This window comes from Marichromatium bheemlicum (assembly GCF_012276755.1).
Lineage (GTDB): Bacteria > Pseudomonadota > Gammaproteobacteria > Chromatiales > Chromatiaceae > Marichromatium > Marichromatium bheemlicum.
This window is the reverse complement of record NZ_JAAXKX010000005.1, coordinates 147,363-169,756: the sequence shown is the minus strand read 5'-3', so window position 1 is coordinate 169,756 and position 22,394 is coordinate 147,363. Positions and strand designations below refer to the sequence as shown.

Sequence of the window (22,394 nt, the reverse complement as noted above, 5' to 3'; positions counted from 1 at the left end):
TGCAGATTGCAAGTTACCGCCCGCCCCGATCATCATCGACGTCGTGTATGCCATCGATCCACCTTGAGATCGGTCGACAGCCTCGCAGCTTAGCGTTGAGCCAGTTCCTCGACCGAGGTGTTCGAGGGCGCGGTCAACAGCTCGATACGCGGCGGCCAGGCCAAACTGAAGTCATCGTGCCACAGCGTTAGGTTCGGACTGTAAGCCGGGTCGTTTTGAAGCGCCTCTCCCCAACGGGCATGCATGATATCCACCTCCTTTTTGAAGCGCGCCCGCTTCACCGGATTATCATCAAGACCGCGTGAGGCCGACTCATGATGGATCATGTCGGCATAAGGGGTCCACAGGTTACGGTAACCAGCGTCGCGGACACGCAAGCAGAAATCGACATCGTTGAACGCCACAGCCAGCTCCTCGTCAAGACCACCAACCTGCTCGAACACCTGACGCCGAACCACGAGACAGGCAGCGGTCACTGCACTGTAGCTCTGATGCAAGACGGCGCGGCTGAAGTATCCAGCATGCCCCTTGTAATACCCTTTATGGGAATGCGAGGCAACACCACCGATACCGAGTACGACCCCTGCATGCTGAATGGTGCCATCGGGATACCACAGCCTGTTACCAACGCATCCGATCTCCTGACGAGCAGCAAATGCGACCATCTCCTCAAGCCATCCGCCCTCAATCACTTCCATGTCATTGTTCATCAAGCAGATGATTTCACCACGTGCTTCGCGTACCCCCAGGTTGTTGAGCCGGGAAAAATTAAACGGAAGTTCGTCGCGCAGAATCTTGACCTGATCCTTCGGTAATCCTTTTAAAAAATCAATGGTTTCCGACTCAACGCTGCCATTGTCTATGATGATGATTTCGAAATGCGGATAAGTTGATTTCCCAAGTATTGAGTTGACACATTTTGCCAGCAAATCCACGCGATCACGGGTTGGGATGATAATACTGACGATAGGCAATGGATCAGGGAGTGCAAAACGCACGCGATTATGGGATAAAACCTCTGGCGCTGGCATCACCTCAGCCGTCACTCCCTTGCTCTTCAGATACGCAGAAACAGCCTTGCGCCCAGCAACAGAGGCATAGCTTTTCTCACTATTCGCTAGTGCTGTACTGCCAGATATGGCACGCCAATGATAAAGCACTCGAGGAATATGAACGATCTGCTCTGGAGCAACCTTAGAAATCACGCGTAACGCTAAATCGTAATCCTGGGAGCCATTGAATTCCGATCGAAACCCACCAATTTCTTCGATGAGATCACGACGATAAACCCCAAGATGAGAAATCATATTCTGAGCCAAAAATAGCTCAGGATTAAATTCACATTTAAAGTAAGGCTCATAACGCTTACCGGTTTCTGTGATTTTATCTTCATCTGAATAAATCAGCGCAACGTTTGGGTATTTTTGAATTTCTTCAGCAACCCAAAACAGTGCATGTTCGGAAAGCAGATCATCATGATCCAGCAGAGCAACGTACTCGCCTGTCGCCAGGGCCAACGCAGAATTCGACGACTCCGAGATATGGCCATTGACTCGTCGATATTCAACCTTTATACGCTCGTCTTGACTGGCATGCTTTTCTAACAACGCCTTAACTTGCGGGTTTTTCGAAGCATCATCAGCAATGCACAGCTCCCATTCTGGGTAGAGCTGATTACGTACCGACCAGATTGCCTCATCGAGAAGCTCAAGCGGCGGCTCGTAGACCGGCATGATTACGGATATCTTCGGGAGCCGGGCTAATCCTGCGATGCGCTCACGAATACACTCACGCACATCGTCATCAATAGTGTCGTACTGTAAAATCCATTTTTGATAGTCATTTCTAAAAAACCCAGAGGCGCCATCAGACCTCGTCAACGACATAAAGAATGAAAATCGACGCTTAACCCCTGATAACCCAGAAACCCGATAGACATTCCAGACTTTCATCACCACGGATCGCACACCGCCACCAGCCTTCAACGCAGCATTGACAGTGTAAAAAAAATGTTTCACATGTTTCATTATATTGAACGAGAAACCTATTTTTTCGGAATGGGAGCACAAGCCTACCGCAAGAAACACGGACAAGCTGCCGGCCCCGCACTCTCTTTTAAGGTTTTTGATACCGAGACCATCGCTTTTACGCATTGCGAATGCGGCGATGACCGAATCACCACAAGTCGATCAAAACGGATGTCAAGGCCCATGAAAACACAGCACCACAGACCTAAAAACCCGCAGCCTGCTGCCATACGTGACCGCAACAACATTCACCAATGCGAATTCGCCGCAAGCGACATGCAATAGAAAAAACGCTCCGTCCCAGAAGACCACGCAACAGCCAGTCAACCGAGAAAATACGATCGGCTACTTGGCTGAACGCAAACCGACCTTTGCCCGAAAGGGATGTCGCGTATCGCTGTGGAGGGAGGCATCTTTCAGACAATCCCGCAGGCTACGCCAAAAAACACCCATTCAGCCCCGCACCTGACCATCACCGAGCACCACGAACTTGAGCGAGGTCAGCCCCTCGAGGCCGACCGGGCCACGGGCGTGGAACTTGTCGGTACTGATGCCGATCTCGGCGCCGAGTCCGTACTCGAAGCCGTCGGCGAAGCGCGTCGAGGCGTTGACCATCACCGAGCTGGAGTCGACCTCGCGGAGGAAGCGCCGCGCCCGGGCGTAGTCCTCGGTGACGATCGACTCGGTGTGTGCCGAGCTGTGCCGAGCGATGTGATCCATCGCCGCATCGAGACCGTCGACCACCCGGATCGAGAGGATCGGTGCCAGGTACTCGGTATCCCAATCGGCCTCGGCGGCGGGCAGCGCCTCGGGCAGGTGCTCGCGGGTGCGGGCGCAACCGCGCAGCTCCACCCCGCACTCGGCGAAGGCCACCCCGAGGCGCGGCAGGATGTCGCCGGCCACCGCCACGTCGACGAGCAGGGTCTCCATGGTGTTGCAGGTGCCATAGCGCTGGGTCTTGGCGTTGAGCGCGATGGCGAAGGCCTTGTCGAGATCGGCATGGGCGTCGATGTAGACGTGGCAGATGCCGTCGAGGTGCTTGATCACCGGCACCCGGGCCTCGCGACTGATGCGCTCGATCAACCCCCGCCCGCCACGCGGGATGATGACGTCGATCGACTCGGGCATGGTGATCATGGCCCCGACCGCGGCACGGTCGGTGGTGGCGATCACCTGCACCGCCTCGGCCGGCAGCCCGGCCACCTCGAGCCCGGCGTGGATGCAGCTGGCGATCGCCTGGTTGGAGGCGAAGGCCTCGGAGCCGCCGCGCAGCACCGTGGCGTTGCCGGATTTGAGACAGAGCGCGGCGGCATCGGCGGTGACGTTGGGACGCGACTCGTAGATGATGCCGACGACCCCGAGCGGCACCCGCATGCGCCCGACCTGGATGCCGGAGGGACGGTAGTCGAGGTCGCTGATGGCGCCAACCGGATCGGGCAGCGTGGCGATCTGGCGCAGCCCCTCGATCATCGCGTCGATCCGCGAAGGGGTCAGCTCCAGGCGGTCGAGCAAGGCGGCATCGAGCCCCTTGGCCGCACCGGCCTCGAGATCGTGACGGTTGGCGGCGGCGAGCTGATCGCGCGCGGCATCGAGGCGCGCGGCGATGGCGAGCAGGGCACGATTCTTCTCGGCGGTGGTGGCCCGCGCCAGGGCGCGGGCGGCGGCGCGCGCGTGCCGGCCGAGGTCGGTCATGTAGGCGTCGATGTCGGTGATGCTGGATTCGCTCATGTCGATGACCTTCGATGGATTGATAAGGCGTTCAGTGCGCGCCGCCGCGGGCGAGGTCGTCGGCGATCGCAGCCAGCCGTTGCCAGGGATCGCCGGGGGCCAGCCCTTTGATCGCCAGATCGGCCTCGGCGCAGCGGCGCAACAGGCCGTTGAACCGTCGCGGCGGGCGTCCGCGCAAGGCGCGTTCGACCATTGCCACACGCGGTCGCGGCACCCGGTGGGCGGCCAGTACCGGTGCCGGGGAGCGTTGGCGGGCGATGGCCTCGGCGGCCTCGGCGAGCATCCGCAGCTCGCGTGCGAGCACCCACAACACCAGGCTCTCGGCGCTACCCTCGGCGCGCAGTACGGCGAGGATACGCTGCACCCGGGCGCGATCGCCGGCGAGCGCGGCATCGGTGAGGGCGAAGAGGTCGAAGCGGGCGCTATCGGCGAGGGTGCCGAGCAGGTCGTCGAGCCCGAGCGGACCGGGCTCGCCGAGCAGACGCAGCTTCTCGATCTCCTGGGAGGCGGCCAACAGGTTACCCTCGGCGCGCTCGGCCAGCAGTGCCGCGACCCCCGAGCCAGGGGCGAAGCCGGCTGCGCGCAGCCGCTGCTCGACCCACTGCTCCAGCTCACGCCCCTTCAACGGCCACACCTGCAGCACCGCGCCGCACGCCTCGACCGCGCCGACCCAACGTGCCTTGAGTTCCTTGCGTTCGAGTCCGGGGGCGAGGATCAGCAGCAGGTTGTCGGCACAGGGTCGGGCGCAGTACTCACGCACCGCCGCGCCGCCCTCCTTGCCGATACGGGCGCTGTTCAGACGCAGCTCGATGAGCTTGCGCGAGGAGAACAGCGACAGCGCATCAGCGGTGGCACCGAGGCGGTGCCAGTCGAAGCCGCTGTCCTGGTCGAGCACCTCGCGCTCGGCGAAGCCGGCCCGGCGGGCCGCGGCACGGATCAGCCGCGCCGCCTCGTCGAGCTGGAAGGGCTCATCGCCGCCGAGCAGATAGACCGGGGCGAGGCCGCGCTCGAGCTGGGCCTGGAGTTGGTTGAAGCGCAGACGCATGATGTCGCAGGATCCGGAAAGATGGCGGCGCACTCGTTCGAGGCGCCACAGGAAAGCGCGGGCGCGCCGCGCGTGCCAATGGTGACGACGAGCGGCACGACGCGCGTCACGCCACTCAGCGCAGCGCCACCCGCAACCGCGTGAGGATACGATCGGCGGCGTCGGTGGCGAAGTCCTCGTAGATCAGCGCCTCTTCGAGCCGCTTGCCGAGGACCTCGACATCGGGGTTGTCGAAGGTGCGCACCAGATCCAGGCTCTGTGGCGCGACCAACCGCGTACCGGCATCACCGAGGGCATCGAACCGCACCATGTAGTGCAGCTCGTAGGCCAGGGTCTTGCCGTTGATGTCGACGGCGGCGACGCGCGAGGTCCGGGCCTCGGCGAGGATACGCAACACCATCTGCGCCTCGGCGACGTTGTCGGTGACCTCGACGCCACTGCCGGAGAGCAGGTCGAGCAGGGCGCGGCGTACCGGCGAGCCGGCATCGGCCTGGAGATAGACCGGGTTGAGTTCGGCGGGGATCTCGACGCTGCCGCGCAGCTGGAAGCCACAGCCGGCGAGCGCCAACAGCGCTGCTGCCAACAGCGTCCCCCACAGCCCCCGGGACCGGGGCATCGATCGGCTCATGCGTTCCTCACTCCCTCTCGTGCACCGCACGCGACCGTGACGCGCTGCGTCACGGTCGTGACCACGGCTCAGGCGACGATGTTGACCAGTTTCTTCGGCACCACGATCACCTTGCGCACGGCCTTCTCGCCGATGAACTTGCGCGCGTGTTCGTCGGCCAGCGCCGCGGCCTCGATCGCCGCCTTGTCGGCATCGGCCGCGACCTTGATCTTGGCGCGGACCTTGCCGTTGACCTGCACCACGTACTCGATGCTGTCCTGCACCAGCGCCGACTCGTCGACCTCCGGCCAGGGCGCCGAGAGGATGTCCTCGCCCAGCTCCAGCTCACGCCACAGGTGGTGGGTGACGTGCGGCGCGATCGGACCGAGCAGTCGCAGCACGATGCTCACGCCTTCGCGCAGCACCTGCGCGCGCGCCGCCGACTCCAGCCGGTAGAGGGTGTTGACCATGCTCATGCAGCCCGACACCACGGTGTTGAACTGGTTGCGCTGGTAGTCGAACAGGGCCTTCTTGAGCGCGCCGTGGATCTCCAGGCGCGCGGCCTTGGCCGCCTCGTCGAGGTCGGCCGGGGCGGCACCGGCGCGGATCGCCTCGGCCTCAGCGGTGGCCAGCGCCCACAGCCGCTTGATGAAGCGGAAGGCGCCCTCGACGCCCTCGTCGTTCCACTCCAGCGACTGGTCCGGCGGCGAGGTGAACATGGTGTAGAGGCGCACGGTGTCGGCGCCGTAGCGCTCGGTGAGCGCCTGCGGGTCGACACCATTGTTCTTCGACTTCGACATCTTCTCGATGCCGCCATAGGTCACCGGCTCGCCGTCGGCCTTGAGCACCGCCGAGACCACCCGGCCCTTGTCGTCGCGCACCGGTTCGACCTCGGTCGGGTTGAACCACTGCTTGCGCCCGTCGGCGTCCTCGCGATACCAGGTCTCGGCCACCACCATGCCCTGGGTGAGCAGCTTGGTGAAGGGCTCGTCGCAGTCGACCAGGCCCTCGTCGCGCATCAGCTTGTGGAAGAAGCGGGCGTAGAGCAGGTGCAGCACCGCGTGCTCGATGCCGCCGATGTACTGATCGACCGGCAGCCAGTACTTGGCGCGCTCGTCGAGCATGGCGGTATCGCAGTCCGGCGAGCAGTAACGGGCGTAGTACCAGCTCGACTCGAAGAAGGTGTCGAAGGTGTCGGTCTCGCGGGTCTCGCCGTTGCCCAGCTCGGAGAACTCGGGCATGCGCTTGAGCGGGGAGCCGGAGCCGTCGACCACCACGTCCTCGGGCAGACGCACCGGCAGCTCGGTCTCGGCGCGCGCCTCGCCGTCGGCGGTATTGACCACCGGCAGCGGACAGCCCCAGTAGCGCTGGCGCGATACGCCCCAGTCGCGCAGGCGGAAGTTGACGGTGCGCTCGCCCTTGCCCTGCTCGCTGAGCCAGGTGGCGATGGCGTCGAAGGCCTGCTCGGAGGTCAGACCGTCGAACTCGCCGGAGTTGAACAGCACGCCCTTGTCGGTGAAGGCCGCGGCGCTGATGTCGCAGCCCTCGGCATCGGCCGGGCGGATCACCGCGCGCTTGGCGATGCCGTAGCGCTCGGCGAACTCCCAGTCGCGCTGGTCGTGCGCGGGGACGGCCATCACCGCGCCGGTGCCGTAGCCGATGAGCACGAAGTTGGCGGCATAGATCGGCACCGGCTCGCCGGTGATCGGATGGATGGCGTCGATGCCGAGCGGGTGACCCTTCTTCTCCATGGTCTCGATCTCGGCCTCGGAGATCCCGCCCTGGCGGCACTCCTCGATGAAGGCGGCGAGCGCCGGATCGGTCTCGGCAGCACGCCGCGCCAGCGGGTGCTCGGCGGCGACGGCGACATAGGTCACGCCCATCACGGTGTCGGGGCGGGTGGTGTAGATGCCCAGCGTCTCGTCGCTGTCGGCCACACCGAAGGTCATGTGCACGCCCTCGGAGCGGCCGATCCAGTTGCGCTGCATGGTGCGCACCCGCTCCGGCCAGCCGTCGAGCCCGTCGAGCGCGTCGAGCAGCTCCTGGGCATAGTCGGTGATGCGCACGCACCACTGGGTGATCTCGCGCTTCTCGATCGGCGCGCCGGAGCGCCAACCACGCCCGTCGATGACCTGTTCGTTGGCGAGCACGGTCTGGTCGATCGGGTCCCAGTTGACCATCGCCTTGGCGCGATAGGCCAGGCCCTTCTCCATCAGCCGGGTGAACAGCCACTGCTCCCAGCGGTAGTAGTCGGGGTCGCAGGTGGCCAGCTCACGGTCCCAGTCGTAGCCGAAACCGAGCTTCTTGAGCTGGTCCTTCATGTAGGCGATGTTCGAGCGCGTCCACTGCGACGGCGGGATGCCGTGGGTGATCGCGGCGTTCTCCGCCGGCAGGCCGAAGGCGTCCCAGCCCATCGGCTGGAGCACGTTCTTGCCAAGCATGCGCTGATAGCGCGCGATCACGTCGCCGATGGTGTAGTTGCGCACATGCCCCATGTGCAGCCGCCCCGAGGGATAGGGGAACATGGACAGGCAGTAGAACTTCTCGCGCGAGGTGTCCTCGACGGCCTTGAAGGACTGGTGCTCTTCCCAATAGCGTTGGGCCGCGGCCTCGACGGCGCACGGATCGTAATCGGTCTGCATGGGTCTTCGGTCTTGTGACAACTGGGGTTGGAATGATGACGAAAGCATAACCCAGCTCGACGATGCACGGCGACCGGGGGGGAGGCAGCCGTCGGTGGCCGGCGATCGAGAGATTGAACCGCAAAGACACCGGGGTCTTGAACCGCAAAGGCGCCAAGAGCGCGAAGATGAAGAAAGGCTTCCAGCTGCCAGCCTCCAGTGAGGGGGCTGGCTTGTCTCGTCGCGTCGCGGTTGACCGCACACCGATACTGAAGGCTGTTTGCAGAAGGCTGTCGCTCCCTTCGCGTCCTTTGGGTCTTTGCGGCTCCATCCTCATTGAACCTCACAAAGACACCAAGCACACGAAGGGGAAAAGCCTTCATCAGCCAGCAGCCACATCGTCCCCTTTGCCCAACGGAGATCATGCGGGCACGAACCACCGCGCAGGATGGCCGTATCGGCAACCGCCAGGCCACGCTTCGGCAGTGCGGCCTGGAAGACCCTAAACGCAGCGATTGCCTTCAAAATCCTTTGTATTCTTTGTGTCTTTGCGGTTCAAGACCCCGGTGTCTTGGCGGTTCAAGATCCCGCCCGCCGAGTCCCGCTAGCACCCTTTTGCTATGCTGGAGTCGACGCGATCCAACACCGGGTATCGGCCGATGCCCGCTGTCTTCGCCCCGGGCCGATGCCGGCCCAAGATGGTCCGATGGACCACTGGAGAGACAGATCATGAGCGATCAAGACAAGACCCCGAAGGACGACCGGCTGGTACGCGCCTACGAACGCATGCTCGAGGACGCGCACGAGGCGATCGAGCAGGCGCAGAACGAGACGGCGCCGAGATTGCGCGAGGTGCTCGACAAGACCCGCGACAATCTCGTCGAACTCGGTGAACTCAGCCGCGAGGAGGCACAGCGTGTCGCCGACTACATCCGGCGAGATCTCGAAGAGGCCGCCGGCTTCGTCGCCGAGACCGGCCAGGACATCCGTGACTGGTGGCGCTTCGACCTCGAATTGATGGAGCAGCGACTGTTCGAGGCCTTCACCCAGGTCGCCGACCAGACCCGGCTGCAGCTCGCCCAGATCGCCGAGACGGCACGACGGATGAGCCTCTATCAGGCCGGCGAGATCACCGGCCCCGGCACCCTGGTGTGCGACAAGTGCGGCGCCGAGACCCACTTCGTCAAGGCCGGGCGCATCCCGCCCTGCGCCGAGTGCGGCGCCACCGCCTTCCGGCGCAACCCCACCGGACGCGACAAGCAACGGGCTTGAGCCGTTCGACGCGCGCGAGCGCATGCCCGCGCGCGGGGGTGGAAATCGGCTGGGTACACGCTTATAGTGGCCGCTCGTGTCATGTCCCGCGGGAGAGACCGGCAGCTTCGCCGGCGCCGAAGGCGCAACATCGCCCGGAATCGCTCAGGCAAAAGGACTGCGGGAACGAGGACCGACTCTGGAGAGCGGCCGCCACCAGCGCGGCCCACCGACGGGGCAGCGGCGGCGCAACCACCCGGTTACCGTCAGCAAACTCTCAGGTCTGAGACAGAGGGGCGATGCCGCACGGTCGCAACGACCGGCGGCATCGTTTCGTGGTCGCCCATACGGCGGCCCAATCAGCCTAGCGGAGAGTCGGATGGGATCACGTACCCCCCTGTTTGCAGAGCACGTGCGTCTGGGCGCGCGTATCGTTCCCTTCGGCGGCTGGGACATGCCGCTGCACTATGGCTCGCAGCTCGAGGAGCACCATGTGGTGCGCCGCGCCGCGGGCATGTTCGACGTCTCCCACATGCGTCCGGTCGATGTCCAGGGCGCGCAGGCGAGCGATTTCCTCCGTCACCTGCTCGCCAACGACGTCGCCCGCCTTACCCAGCCCGGCAAGGCGCTCTATAGCTGCATGCTCAACCCCGAGGGCGGGGTGATCGACGACCTCATCGTCTATCTGCGCGGCCCCGAGCACTATCGCCTGGTGGTCAATGCCGCCACCGCCGCCAAGGACCTCGACTGGATGGCGCAGCAACGCGCCGGCTTCGCGGTCGACATCCAACCGCGCGAGGACCTGGCGATGATCGCCGTGCAGGGCCCCGAGGCCCGCGCCCAGACCCTCCCGCTGCTCGCCGCGCCGCTGGCCGAACGGGCTGGGGGGCTCGCCCCCTTCTTCGCCACCGAGCACGACGACTGGTTCGTCGGGCGCACCGGCTACACCGGCGAGGACGGCTTCGAGATCATGCTCCCGGCCGTCGAGGCCCCGACGCTGTGGCAGGCGCTGGAGCAGGCCGGGGTGCAACCCTGCGGCCTGGGCGCGCGCGACACCCTGCGCCTCGAGGCCGGGATGAACCTCTACGGCCAGGACATGGACGAGGAGACCGGCCCGCTCGAGGCCGGGCTCGGCTGGACCGTCGCCTGGGAACCGGCCGAGCGCGACTTCATCGGTCGCGCCGCACTCACGGCACAGCGTGAACGCGGCGGGCTGCGCCGCTTCGTCGGCCTGGTGCTGGAGGGACGCGGCGTGCTGCGCGGCCACCAGCCGGTATTGATCGACGGCGAGGTCGCCGGCGAGGTCACCTCCGGCGGCTTCGCCCCTACCCTCGGCGGCTCGATCGCGCTGGCCCGCGTCGCCCCGACGATCGGTGAACACTGCACGGTACTGATCCGCGACAAGGCCGTCCCCGCGCGGGTGGTCAAGCCCCCCTTCGCACGCCACGGCAAGGCGCTGATCGAACTCGCCTGAGCCCCCCGAATCGAACCCGAAACCGCCACGGATCACCGTGGCGGCCATGACATCGAGCGTCTGCGCGCAGACCGCAACGGAGAACCCCCAATGAGCGACATCCCCGCCGATCTGAAATACACCAAGAGCCACGAGTGGGTGCGCGACAACGGTGACGGCAGCGTCACCGTCGGCATCACCGACCACGCCCAGGAGGCGCTGGGCGACATCGTCTTCGTCGAGGCCCCCGAGGTCGGGCGCCAGGTTGCCGCCGCCGAGGCCTGCGCCGTGGTCGAGTCGGTCAAGGCCGCCTCCGACATCTACGCCCCGCTCGCCGGCGAGGTGCTCGAGGCCAACGCGGCGCTCGGCGACGCCCCCGAGCTGATCAACTCCAGCGCGCACGCCGAGGGTTGGATCTTCCGTCTCGCGCCGAGTGATGCCAGCGCACTCGACGCCCTGCTCGACGCCGCGGCCTACACCAAGGTGCTCGAGCAAGAGGACTGAGCCCAGCCGCCGGTCCCGCCCGGGACCGGCACCCTCCTCCGGCGCGCGGCGCGCGCTGGTCCCGTACAACGGCAGACGCGCCCGCGCCGCGGGCCCCGGAATCCTGATCATGCCCTTCATCCCCCACACCGACGACGACATCGCCGCGATGCTCCAGACCATCGGGGCACCCTCGATCGAGGCCCTGTTCGACGAGATCCCCGCCGCGCTGCGCAGCGGCGAGCGCGACGAGATCCCGCCCGCCCTCTCGGAGCAGGCCATCACCCGCCTGATGCGGCTGCGCGCGCAAGGCGACGAGCAACCGAGCTGCTTCATCGGTGCCGGCGCCTACGATCACTACATCCCGGCGGCGGTGTGGCAGATCGCCACCCGTGGCGAGTACTACAGCGCCTATACCCCCTACCAGGCCGAGGCCAGCCAGGGCACGCTGCAGGTGCTCTACGAGTTCCAGTCGATGATGACCGCGCTGACCGCACTGGATGCCTCCAACACCTCGCTCTACGACGGCGCCACGGCACTGGCCGAGGCGCTGCTGATGGCGGTACGCGCCAACCGCCGCTGCAAGTCCAAGCGCGTGCTGATACCGCGTGCGCTGCACCCGTTCTATCGCCGTACCGTACGCACCATCGTCGAGCCCCAGGGGTTGGAGCTGATCGAGGTCGACTTCGACGCCGCCAGCGGCCAGACCCCGGTGGAGCGCTGCGCCGCGCTCGCCGGCGACCAGGGCCTGGCGGCAGTGGTGATCAACCAACCCAACTTCTTCGGCGTGCTCGAGGCGGTCGACGCCCTCACCGACTGGGCCCACGAGCAGGGTGCGCTGGCCGTAGCGGTGGTCAACCCACTGGCGCTGGCACTGCTCACGCCCCCCGGCGAGTGGGGCGCGGCCGGCGCCGACATCGCCTGCGGCGAGGCCCAGCCGTTCGGCATGCCGCTGTCCTCGGGCGGGCCCTACGCCGGCTTCCTCTGCAGCAAGCAGGCGCTGGTGCGGCAGATGCCGGGGCGCATCGTCGGGCGCACCCTCGATGCCGACGGCAAGCCCGGCTTCACCCTCACCCTGCAGGCGCGCGAACAGCACATCCGCCGCAGCAAGGCGACCTCCAACATCTGCACCAACCAGGGACTGATGGTGACCGCCGCGACCATCCACCTGGCGCTGCTCGGGACCGAGGGACTGGAGCAGGTCGCGCGCACCTGTCACGCCAATACCGCACGGCTCTGCGACCAGCTCTGCGCCCTGCCCGGGGTCGAGCGCGCGTTCAGCGGCGCGGTGTTCCACGAACAGGCGTTGCGTCTCCCCCAAGCGCCGAACACGGTGCTCGAGCGGCTGGCCAGCGAGGCCGACCTGCTCGGCGGCTGCGCCCTCGGCGAGCACTATCCCGAACTCGATGACATGCTGCTGGTGTGCGCCACCGAGCAGCGCACCGAGGAGGAGATGCAGCGCTACGCCACCGCGCTCGCCACCATCCTCAACGCTGCCTGAGCAGGCACCACCCGGAGCACATGCGGCGTCCACCGAGCGGGCGACGCATGTCCACAGACACCGGCCCGGCCGCGCCGGGCGCATCACTCGACGGACCCTATCGCCATGCTGATCCACGACCAATCCCGCCCCGGACGCCGCGCCAGCGCCCTGGCCCCGAGCCAAGCCCCCGAGCCGACCGGCATCCCGGCGCAACTGCGCCGGCGCGAACGCCCACGGCTGCCCGAGGTCTCCGAGCTGCAGGTGGTGCGTCACTACACCCGACTGTCGCAGCAGAACTTCTCCATCGACACCCACTTCTACCCGCTCGGCTCCTGCACCATGAAGTACAACCCGCGGGTGTGTAACAGCCTGGCGGCACTGCCCGGCTTCGCCGAGCGCCACCCGCTGGCGCCGGTCGAATACGGCCAGGGGGTGATGGCCTGTCTCCACGACCTGCAGGAGATCCTCAAGGCGGTGACCGGGATGAGCGCGGTGTCGCTGGCGCCCGCTGCCGGCGCCCAGGGCGAGCTGACCGGGGTGGCAATGATCCGCGCCTATCACCTCGCGCGCGGCGACCACGCCCGCACCGAGATGCTGATCCCCGACGCCGCCCACGGCACCAACCCGGCCTCGGCGGTGATGTGCGGCTACCAGGCGCGCGAGATCCCCACCGGGCCCGACGGCGACGTCGACGTCGAGGCGCTGAGGGCGGCGGTGGGCCCGCAGACGGCGGGCATCATGCTCACCAACCCGAGCACCGTCGGGGTGTTCGACCGCAACATCGAGGAGATCGCCGGCATCGTCCACGACGCCGGCGGCCTGCTCTACTACGATGGCGCCAACCTCAACGCCATCCTCGGCAAGGTGCGTCCGGGCGACATGGGCTTCGATGTCATCCACATGAACCTGCACAAGACCTTCTCCACCCCGCACGGCGGCGGTGGTCCGGGTGCCGGTCCGGTGGGCGTCTCGGCGCGGGTCGCGCCCTATCTGCCGGTGCCCATGGTCGAGCGTGAGGGCGAGGGCTATCGCTGGCTGACCGAGGCCGATCGCCCCGAGACCATCGGTCGTATGACCACCTTCGGCGGCAACATGGGCATCCTGCTGCGCGCCTATGTCTATGCGCGGATGCTCGGGCGCGAGGGCATGGCGCGGGCGGCCGACTTCGCTACCCTCAACGCCAACTACCTGATGGCACGGTTGCAACAAGCCGGCTTCGAGCTGGCCTATCCGCAGCGGCGCGCCAGCCATGAGTTCATCATCACCCTCAAGCACGAGGCCAAGGAGTACGGCGTCACCGCCATGGACTTCGCCAAGCGGCTGCTCGACCACGGCTTCCACGCCCCGACCACCTACTTCCCGCTGCTGGTGCCCGAGTGCCTGCTGATCGAACCGACCGAGACCGAGACCAAGGAATCGCTCGACGGCTTCGTCGAGGCGATGATCGCGATCCGTCGCGAGGCCCAGGAGGACCCGCAGCGGGTCAAGGACGCGCCCCACACCATGCCACGGCGGCGTCTCGACGAGGTACGTGCGGCACGTCATCTCGATCTCGCCTGGACCCCGCAGCAGGCCGACGAGGACGGCGATGGCCAATAACGGCAACCAGGGCTGGCGCCGGGTGGTGCGCGCCTTCGGTTATTCGATGAAGGGCTTCAGGGCCTGCTTCGAGCTGGAGGAGGCGTTCCGCCAGGAGCTGCTGTTGCTGATCCCCTTGGTCCCGCTCGGGCTGTGGCTCGGCGAGACCCCGGTCGAGCGCGCGCTGCTCGTCGCCAGCCTGCTGGTGGTGCCGATCGTCGAGCTGCTCAACTCGGCGATCGAGGCCAACGTCGACCGTATCGGCACGGAACGCCACGAACTCTCGGGACGCGCCAAGGACATCGCCTCGGCGGCGGTGTTCTCCAGCATCGCCCTGTGCGTGGTGGTCTGGGCGTTGCTGCTGGTGCCCAAGCTCTTCTGATCTGAGCCAGTCTCGTCGGTTGGGTTAACCGTCCGCCCGCCATGCCATCGACGAAACTGCCACGTTCGGCGACGGTTAACTCCACATCGCGGCGCGGCCGCCAAGCGTCGAGGTCGGCGTTGGGTTGCCGTTGGCAACCCAACCTACAGTCTCGTAGGTTGGGTTAACCGTCCGCCCGCCATGCCATCGACGAAGCTGCGGCGTTCGGCGACGGTTAACCCAACATCGCGGCGCGGCTACCAAGCATCGAGGTCGGCGTTGGGTTGCCGTTGGCAACCCAACCTACAGTCTCGTAGGTTGGGTTAACCGTCCGCCCGCCATGCCATCGACGAAACTGCCACGTTCGGCGACGGTTAACCCAACATCGCGGCGCGGCCGCCAAGCGTCGAGGTCGGCGTTGGGTTGCCGCTGGCAACCCAACCTACAGACTGAGCCAGTCTCGTAGGTCGGGTTAACCGTCCGCCCGCCATGCCATCGACGAAGCTGCGGCATTCGGCGACGGTTAACCCCCGAACATCGTGGCGCGGCCGCCAAGCATCGAGGTCGGCGTTGGGTTGCCGTTGGCAACCCAACCTACAGACTTGCTTCGCGCGCTTGGCGTCTTTGCGGTTCGAATCAGCGTTCAGCAACCAGCAACCAGCGCCCAGCCATCAGCCCCGGCGACTGGCGGCTGGGAGCTGCCCCCTTGCCAGCCCCGCAGCGGGCGGCGATGATGACCAGAACGCACGGCGTGTACACGCCCGTCTCGGATCACGGAGCCAGCAGGGAGTCTTGCCGCATGTCCCAGACGACCGAATCCCCCGAGTTCCTACCACTGCGCATCGCGTTGATGACCGTCTCCGACAGTCGCGACCTCGCCAGCGACACCTCGGGGGCGCTGCTCGAGGAGGCCGCGCGCACGGCCGGGCACCAGGTGGTGACGCGCTGTGTCGTCGCCGACGACATCTACCGACTGCGCGCCCAGGTCTCGCAGTGGATCGCCGACCCCGCCGTCGATGTCGTGATCAGCACCGGCGGCACCGGGGTGACCGGCCGCGACAGCACCCCGGAGGCGCTGCGCCCGCTGCTCGACAAGGAGATCGAGGGCTTCGGCGAGCTGTTCCGTCACTACTCGCTCGCCGAGATCGGCCCCTCGACACTGCAGTCGCGCGCCTTCGCCGGGCTGGCCAACGCCACCTTTCTGTTCTGCCTGCCGGGTTCGACCGGGGCCTGTCGCACCGCCTGGGAGCGCATCCTCGCCCCCCAGCTCGACCGCCGCACCCGCCCCTGCAACTTCGCCCAGCTGCTGCCCCGTCTCCACGAACGTTGAGGTCCGCGATGTCCGCCAGTTGTCCCGCCTCTCCCCGCGCCCTGTCACTCGAGGCCGCGCTCGCGCGGCTGCTCGAACAGGCGCCGACACCCAGCACCAGCGAACCGGTGGCGCTCGCCGCCGCGCTCGGTCGGGTGCTCGCCGCACCGCTGCGCAGCCCGCTGGCGGTCCCGCACTGGGACCACAGCGCGATGGACGGCTATGCACTGCGCCATGCCGACCTCGCCGCCGCCGACGGCTGGCTGCCGATCGGCCAGCGCATCACCGCCGGCACGGTCGGCGCGCCGCTCGCGCCGGGCAGCGCCGCGCGGATCTTCACCGGCGCCCCGGTGCCCGAGGGCGCCGACACCGTGGTGATGCAGGAGCAGTGCGAGCGCGACGGCGAACGGGTGCGCATCCCGCCCGAGAGCAAGGCGGGTGGCAACATCCGCCGCGCCGGCGAGGACTTCACCGCCGGCACCGAGGTGATCGCCGCCGGCACCCGGCTCGGCCCCCAGCACCTCGGGCTCGCCGCCAGCCTGGGGTTGGCCGAACTCATGGTGCGGCCCCGGCTGCGGGTGGCGATCGGCGCCAGCGGCGACGAGCTGGTCGCGCCCGGCGCACCACTCGGCCCCGGCCAGATCTACGACTCCAATCGTCTCACCCTGGGGGCGATGCTCAGCGCGCTCGGCTGCGAGGTGATCGATCTCGGGCGCATCCCCGATGACCTGGAGGCGACCTGCGAGACGCTCGCCCGCGGCGCCGACGCGGCCGATCTGGTGATCGCCAGCGGCGGGGTCTCGGTCGGCGAGGAGGATCATGTACGCCCGGCCGTCGAGCGCATCGGCACGCTCGCGCTGCACCAGGTGGCGATCCGCCCGGGCAAGCCGGTGGCCTTCGGGCGGATCGGCAACACCCCGTTTTTCGGCAGCCCCGGCAACCCGGTCTCGCTGTTCGTCACCTGCGCGCTGCTGGTGCGCCCGCTAGTGCTGCGGATGCAGGGCGTCGGCGGCGACCTCACACCGCGTCGCCGGCGCCTGCCCGCCGCCTTCGCCTGGCCGCGCCCGGACAAGCGCCGCGAGTTCCACCGCGCCCGGCTGGTCGAGGACGACAGCGGACAGCCACGGGTCGAGGTCTTCGCCAGCCGCTCCTCGGCCTCGCTGCGCTCGCTGGTGTGGGCCGACGGGCTGGTCGACCTCGCCCCCGGGGTGGCGATCGCCCTGGGCGACCCGGTCGAGTTCATCCCCTTCACCGAGCTGCTGCACTGAGACCGCGATGATCCACGTCCGCTACTTCGCCAGCCTGCGCGAGCGCATCGGTCGCGACGAGGAGCGCATCGAACTCCCCGTCGGGGTCGACACCCTGGGCGCGCTGGTCGCGCACCTGAGCGCGCGCGGCAGCCCCTGGCGCGAGGCCCTCGAGGCCACCCCACGGCTGATGATGGCGCGCAACCACACCCTCGCCCGCGCCGAGACCGAGATCAGCGACGGCGACGAGATCGGGCTCTTCCCGCCGGTGACGGGGGGCTAGCGTCGGGGAGAAGAACCACAAAGAGGCGAAGAACGCCAAGCACGTAGGTTGGGTTGCCAGCGGCAACCCAACGCCGACCTCGACGCTTGGCGGCGCGCACCGATGTTGGGTTAACCGTCGACGAACGCCGCAGCTTCGTCGATGGCATGGCGGGCGGACGGTTAACCCAACCTACGAGACTGGGAGCTGACAACTCAGGTCCGGACGTAGGTTGGGTTGCCATCGGCAACCCAACACCGGACAGCGATAGAGCAATAGACGCACGGGCAACCCAACCGGCAAAAACTTTGCGCGCTTGGCGCCTTTGCGGTTCAGTCTTTAGCTGTTCGGTCTTCTGCGCCGACGAGGGTTGGGTTGCCGCCCTGGCAACCCAACCGACGTACCGGCGATTGGCGGGACGATCAGCCGGTGGCGCGGCGGATCCACTCGACGCGCTTGTGCATCACGCCGTAGTAGACCACCGGGATCACCACCAGGGTGAGGGCGGTGGAGACGAACAGGCCGAACAGCAGCGACACCCCAAGCCCGGAGAAGATCGGGTCGTCGAGGATGAAGGCCGCGCCAGCCATGGCGGCAACCGCAGTGAGCGCGATCGGTCGGGCGCGGACCACGGCCGCGTCGACCACCGCCGTGGCGAACACCTTGCCCTCGCGCACCTGCTGGTTGATGAAGTCGACCAGCAGGATGGAGTTGCGCACGATGATGCCGGCCAGGGCGATCATGCCGATCATCGAGGTAGCGGTGAACTGGGCGCCGAGCAGGGCGTGCCCGGGCATGATCCCGATGATGGTCAGCGGAATCGGCGCCATGATCACCAGCGGCACCAGGTAGCTGCGGAACTGCGCCACCACCAACAGATAGATCAGGATCAGCCCGACACCATAGGCCGCGCCCATGTCGCGGAAGGTCTCGTAGGTGATCTGCCACTCGCCGTCCCACTTGAGACTGTTCTCATAGGGATTGCCCGGCTGCTGCAGGAACCACTGTTCGAGCCCGATGGTCTCGGCAAGCCGCGCGGAGATCGCGAACATACCGTAGAGCGGGCTGTCGGTGGCACCGGCGACGTCCGAGGTGACATAGACCACGGGCAGCAGATCCTTGTGGTAGATGCTGTACTCGCGCTCGGTCTCGACCACCTCGACGATCTCCGAGAGCGGCACCAGCGCCCCACCCTCGGCACGCACCCGCAGCGCCAACACCTGCTCGACGTCGGCCTTGTCGGCCTCGCTGTACTCGACACGGATCGGCACCGCGTACTTGACCCCGGCGCCGTGCAGATAGCTCATGTCCTCGCCATCGAGCACGCTGGCCAAGGCCTGGGCGATGCTCGACTGCGCCACCCCAAGCCGCGCGGCCTTGGCGCGATCGACCACCACCACCAGCTTGGTGGCCGGGTACTCGACCGAGTCGTCGACGTCGACGATGCCCGGGGTCGACTCGAACAGGGCGCGCACCGCGCGCGCGGTCTCGATCTGACCGGCGTAGTCGATCCCATAGACCTCGGCGACCAGCGGCGAGAGCACCGGCGGACCGGGCGGGATCTCAACGATCTTGGCCACCCCGCCGTGACGCTCGGCGACCTCCTGCAAGGGCGCGCGCAGCGCCAGCGCGATCTCGTGGCTCTGGCGATCGCGGTGGTGCAGATCGACGAGATTGACCTGTAGATCACCGAGATGTGCGCCCTCACGCAGGTAGTACTGACGCACCAGACCATTGAAGTTGATCGGTGCGGCGGTGCCGGCATAGGCCTGGAAGTCGGTGACCTCCTCAACCCCGGCGAGATAGTCGCCCATCTCAGCGAGCACCTGTGCGGTGTGTTCGAGGCTGGTGCCCTCGGGCATGTCGAGCACCACCTGGAACTCGCTCTTGTTGTCGAAGGGCAGCATCTTGAGGATCACGGTGCGGTTGACCGCAAGGCTCACCGAGGCGGCGATCAGCGCGAAGATACCGAACAACAGGAACCAACGATTGCGCCAGCCGCGCCGCCCCTCGAGGAAGGGGGTCATGATCGAGGCGAAGAAGCGCGCCAGTCGGCCGCCGCTCGACCCTTCGCCGTCGTGACCGGCGCTGGCCTGGGGGGCGGCATCGTAATGACGCGCGAGCATGACGTTGGTCATCCACGGGGTGAAGACGAAGGCCACCACCAGCGAGATCAGCATACCCATCGAGGCGTTGATCGGGATCGGGCTCATGTAGGGCCCCATCAGCCCGGTGACGAAGGCCATCGGCAGCAGCGCCGCGATCACCGTGAAGGTGGCGAGGATGGTCGGCCCGCCGACCTCGTCGACCGCGCCCGGGATCAGCTCGAGCAGGCGCCGGCGCGCGCCGCTGGCGTGCAGCGCCATGTGACGATGGATGTTCTCGACCACCACGATGGCGTCGTCGACGAGGATGCCGATCGAGAAGATCAGCGCGAACAGCGACACCCGGTTGAGGGTGAAGCCCCAGGCCAGCGAGGCGAACAAGGTCAACGCCAGGGTGACGATGACCGCCGCGCCGACGATCACCGCCTCGCGCCAACCGATGGTCAGCCACACCAGCAGGATCACCGAGCTGGTGGCGAAGATGAGCTTGGTGATCAGCTTCTTGGCCTTGTAGTCGGCGGTCTGGCCGTAATCACGGGTGATGGTGAACTCGACCCCGTCGGGGATGAAGATGCCGCGCAGTTGTTCGAGCCGCTCGGTCACCCGCGCGGCGACGTCGACGGCGTTGGTGCCGGGGAGCTTGGCCACGGCGATGGTCACCGCCGGGACGGTGCCGGCCAACTCCAGCCCGGTATGGGCCGCGCCGGGACCGGCGCCCATGCGTACCGAGGTGGTCGGCTGCTGCGGCCCGAGTTCGACCCGGGCGACGTCGCGCAGATAGACCGGACGCCCGGCGTGCAGCCCGACCACCAGGTCGGCGATCTCCTGCGGGCTGGTGAGGAAGGTACCGGCCTGCACCAGCAGCTCGCGGTTGTCGGCGGTCAGGGTGAGGTTGTCCTTGGTGGTGTTGCCGGCCTGCAACGAGCGGCGCAGATCGTCGAGATCGATGTCGTAACCGGCCAGCGCCTGGGGGTCGAGCAGTACCCGCACCACCTGATCGGCGGCACCGACGGTGTAGACGTCACGGGTACCGGGGACGCGCTTGATCTCCTGTTCGAGCGCATGGGCGACCTGACCAAGCTCGAAGGCACCGACGGCGGGATCGTCCGACCACAGGGTCGCAGTAAGGATGGGGACGTCGTCGATGCCCTTGGGCTTGACGATGGGGGCGCCGACGCCGAGGTTGCGCGGCAACCAGTCCTGCTTCGACAGCACCTTGCTGAACAGCCGCACCACGGCGTCGGTATTGTCCTCGCCGACCTCGTACTGGACGGTGAGCACCGCCATGCCGGGGCGAGAGACCGAATAGATGTGCTCGATACCCTGGATCTCGGAGAGCACCTGCTCGGCCGGCCCCGAGACTAGGTGCTCGATCTCGCTGGCCGAGGCCCCGGGATAGGGGATGAAGACGTCGGCGAAGGTGACGTCGATTTGCGGCTCCTCCTCGCGCGGGGTGACCAGGACCGCGAACAGCCCCAGCAGCAGCCCGAGCAGCGCCAGCAGCGGGGTGATCTCGCTGTTCTGGAAACGCGCGGCGATGGCGCCGGCGAGTCCCTGTCGCACCGGCTCAGTCATGTTCGGCCTCCACGGCCGCACGCCGCGCCTCGGCCTGGGCCTTGAGTGCGACTCCGGCGGCGATCGGGTCGAGGGCGATGCGCTCGCCGGCACTCAACCCGGCGAGCACCACCACCACCTCGTCGAGTTCGCGACCGAGGCGGATCTGACGCAGGATCAGGTGACCATCGTCACCGACCACATAGACGCCGGTGACCTCGGAGCGATGCACCACCGCCGCGCGCGGCACCACCAACTCGTCCTTGACCCCGACCACGAAGCCGGTCTTGACGAACATACCGGGGAACAGCGACGGCGTGCCCTCGGGCAGCTCGACACGCACCTTGAAGGTGTTGGAGCCGAGGTCGGCGAAGGGGAAGACGGTGATGCGATCGGTCTCGACCACCTCGTCGTCGGGGAGATAAACCCGAACACGCGGCTCGTGGCGCACCGAGGCGATGGCGCTCTGCGGCACGTCGACGATCACCCGCAGCTGGTCGAGCGAGATGCCGGTCATCACCGGCTGTCCCGGCGACAGGGTCTCGCCGATCTCGACATGACGGTGGGTGACGATGCCCGAATAGGGGGCACGGATCTGGGTGTAGTCGAGCTGCTCCTGGGCCTGCTCGAGCCGCGCGGTGGCCGAGTCGAGTTCGGCCTGGGCGGCGGCGAGATCGGCGGTGGCCTTGTCCATGGCCGAATCGGAGACGTTCTTGCGCGCATAGAGTCCCTCGATGCGCTCGAACTCCTCGCGCGCCTGCAGCAGCCGCGCCGAGGCCGACTTGAGGTCGGCGGCGGCCTGGGCGACCCGGGCGCGATGCTCGGTGTCCTTGATGCGGGCGACCACGGCGTTCTGCTCGACGTAGTCATCGACATCGAAGGTGATGACCTCGACCCGTCCCTGGGTCTGGGCCGAGACCGTGGTGCGGTTGATCGCCTCGACGATGCCGTCGAGACGGTACTCGCGCGGCAGGGTGCGGTATTCGGCGACCGCGGTCTCGAGGATGGGGGGCTCGGCGGCCTGGAGCAGGCCTGGGGTGAGAGCGGCGAGCGCCGCAATCAGGGGGATGGTACGCATGGGACTCGGAACCGTCAAAATATTAGAATTTAATTATATTTGCGGCGCCTTTGGCGTTTCAACAACCACCCACACACCCGTACGCCGCATCACCCGCCCCAGTATGGCGCAAACAACCGCTGAGGCGAGCCGCGGAGATGACGCACAAAGATTGCAAATCGGTGACGGCCTTTATACCGTAGCCCGGCTTGAGTCGAGCAGA

The 22,394-nt window shown here is 66.7% G+C and carries 16 protein-coding genes and 1 riboswitch; of the genes, 9 read left to right on the top strand and 7 right to left on the bottom strand.

The window, feature by feature from the left end; genetic code table 11:
* Nucleotides 1–89: 89 nt before the first annotated feature.
* The 5 genes from HF203_RS05855 to leuS form a co-directional block, all read right to left on the bottom strand.
* Nucleotides 90–2,153: a glycosyltransferase family 2 protein gene (locus HF203_RS05855; RefSeq protein WP_210424649.1), complete on the bottom strand. Its 2,064-nt coding sequence runs from the start codon at nucleotides 2,151–2,153 to the stop codon at nucleotides 90–92.
* Between the two features lie 327 nt (nucleotides 2,154–2,480).
* On the bottom strand, nucleotides 2,481–3,755 hold the full coding sequence (locus HF203_RS05850; protein ID WP_168667566.1) for a glutamate-5-semialdehyde dehydrogenase: 1,275 nt from the start codon (nucleotides 3,753–3,755) through the stop codon (nucleotides 2,481–2,483).
* Between the two features lie 31 nt (nucleotides 3,756–3,786).
* Entirely contained in the window at nucleotides 3,787–4,800 is a 1,014-nt protein-coding gene (gene holA, locus HF203_RS05845) for a DNA polymerase III subunit delta (protein ID WP_168667564.1), read from the bottom strand.
* Between the two features lie 115 nt (nucleotides 4,801–4,915).
* Nucleotides 4,916–5,416, bottom strand: a complete 501-nt coding sequence (locus HF203_RS05840; RefSeq protein WP_246221662.1) for an LPS-assembly lipoprotein LptE — start codon at nucleotides 5,414–5,416, stop codon at nucleotides 4,916–4,918.
* 80 nt (nucleotides 5,417–5,496) lie between these two features.
* Nucleotides 5,497–8,049: a leucine--tRNA ligase gene (gene leuS, locus HF203_RS05835; protein ID WP_168667560.1), complete on the bottom strand. Its 2,553-nt coding sequence runs from the start codon at nucleotides 8,047–8,049 to the stop codon at nucleotides 5,497–5,499.
* Between the two features lie 708 nt (nucleotides 8,050–8,757).
* Here leuS and HF203_RS05830 point away from each other — a divergent pair.
* The 9 genes from HF203_RS05830 to moaD all read left to right on the top strand — a co-directional run bounded on the left by HF203_RS05830 (nucleotide 8,758) and on the right by moaD (nucleotide 17,476).
* On the top strand, nucleotides 8,758–9,300 hold the full coding sequence (locus tag HF203_RS05830; RefSeq protein ID WP_168667558.1) for a zinc ribbon-containing protein: 543 nt from the start codon (nucleotides 8,758–8,760) through the stop codon (nucleotides 9,298–9,300).
* Nucleotides 9,301–9,379: 79 nt separating this feature from the next.
* A riboswitch (glycine riboswitch) is annotated at nucleotides 9,380–9,470 on the top strand.
* 188 nt (nucleotides 9,471–9,658) lie between these two features.
* On the top strand, nucleotides 9,659–10,753 hold the full coding sequence (gene gcvT / locus HF203_RS05825) for a glycine cleavage system aminomethyltransferase GcvT (protein ID WP_168667556.1): 1,095 nt from the start codon (nucleotides 9,659–9,661) through the stop codon (nucleotides 10,751–10,753).
* 90 nt (nucleotides 10,754–10,843) lie between these two features.
* Nucleotides 10,844–11,236: a glycine cleavage system protein GcvH gene (gene gcvH, locus HF203_RS05820; protein WP_168667554.1), complete on the top strand. Its 393-nt coding sequence runs from the start codon at nucleotides 10,844–10,846 to the stop codon at nucleotides 11,234–11,236.
* Nucleotides 11,237–11,345: 109 nt separating this feature from the next.
* On the top strand, nucleotides 11,346–12,716 hold the full coding sequence (gene gcvPA / locus HF203_RS05815) for an aminomethyl-transferring glycine dehydrogenase subunit GcvPA (RefSeq protein ID WP_168667552.1): 1,371 nt from the start codon (nucleotides 11,346–11,348) through the stop codon (nucleotides 12,714–12,716).
* Between the two features lie 105 nt (nucleotides 12,717–12,821).
* The gene (gcvPB, locus tag HF203_RS05810; RefSeq protein ID WP_168667550.1) at nucleotides 12,822–14,297 is read left to right on the top strand and encodes an aminomethyl-transferring glycine dehydrogenase subunit GcvPB; all 1,476 of its coding nucleotides are present in this window, start codon (nucleotides 12,822–12,824) and stop codon (nucleotides 14,295–14,297) included.
* Nucleotides 14,287–14,658, top strand: a complete 372-nt coding sequence (locus HF203_RS05805) for a diacylglycerol kinase (RefSeq protein WP_168667548.1) — start codon at nucleotides 14,287–14,289, stop codon at nucleotides 14,656–14,658. The genes gcvPB and HF203_RS05805 overlap by 11 nt, the downstream gene beginning before the upstream one ends.
* A 778-nt stretch (nucleotides 14,659–15,436) precedes the next feature.
* Nucleotides 15,437–15,967: a molybdenum cofactor biosynthesis protein B gene (gene moaB, locus HF203_RS05800; RefSeq protein ID WP_168667546.1), complete on the top strand. Its 531-nt coding sequence runs from the start codon at nucleotides 15,437–15,439 to the stop codon at nucleotides 15,965–15,967.
* An 8-nt stretch (nucleotides 15,968–15,975) separates the two neighbouring features.
* Entirely contained in the window at nucleotides 15,976–17,214 is a 1,239-nt protein-coding gene (locus HF203_RS05795) for a molybdopterin molybdotransferase MoeA (protein ID WP_168667544.1), read from the top strand.
* A 7-nt stretch (nucleotides 17,215–17,221) separates the two neighbouring features.
* Nucleotides 17,222–17,476, top strand: coding sequence for a molybdopterin converting factor subunit 1 (moaD, locus tag HF203_RS05790; RefSeq protein ID WP_168667542.1), 255 nt, complete (start codon nucleotides 17,222–17,224; stop codon nucleotides 17,474–17,476).
* 401 nt (nucleotides 17,477–17,877) lie between these two features.
* Here the strand turns inward: moaD and HF203_RS05785 are convergent, their stop codons facing one another.
* Nucleotides 17,878–21,135, bottom strand: coding sequence for an efflux RND transporter permease subunit (locus HF203_RS05785; RefSeq protein ID WP_168667540.1), 3,258 nt, complete (start codon nucleotides 21,133–21,135; stop codon nucleotides 17,878–17,880).
* Nucleotides 21,128–22,192 (bottom strand): efflux RND transporter periplasmic adaptor subunit, encoded by a 1,065-nt coding sequence (locus tag HF203_RS05780; protein WP_168667538.1) that lies wholly within the window; start codon nucleotides 22,190–22,192, stop codon nucleotides 21,128–21,130. The genes HF203_RS05785 and HF203_RS05780 overlap by 8 nt, the downstream gene beginning before the upstream one ends.
* Nucleotides 22,193–22,394: the final 202 nt, after the last annotated feature.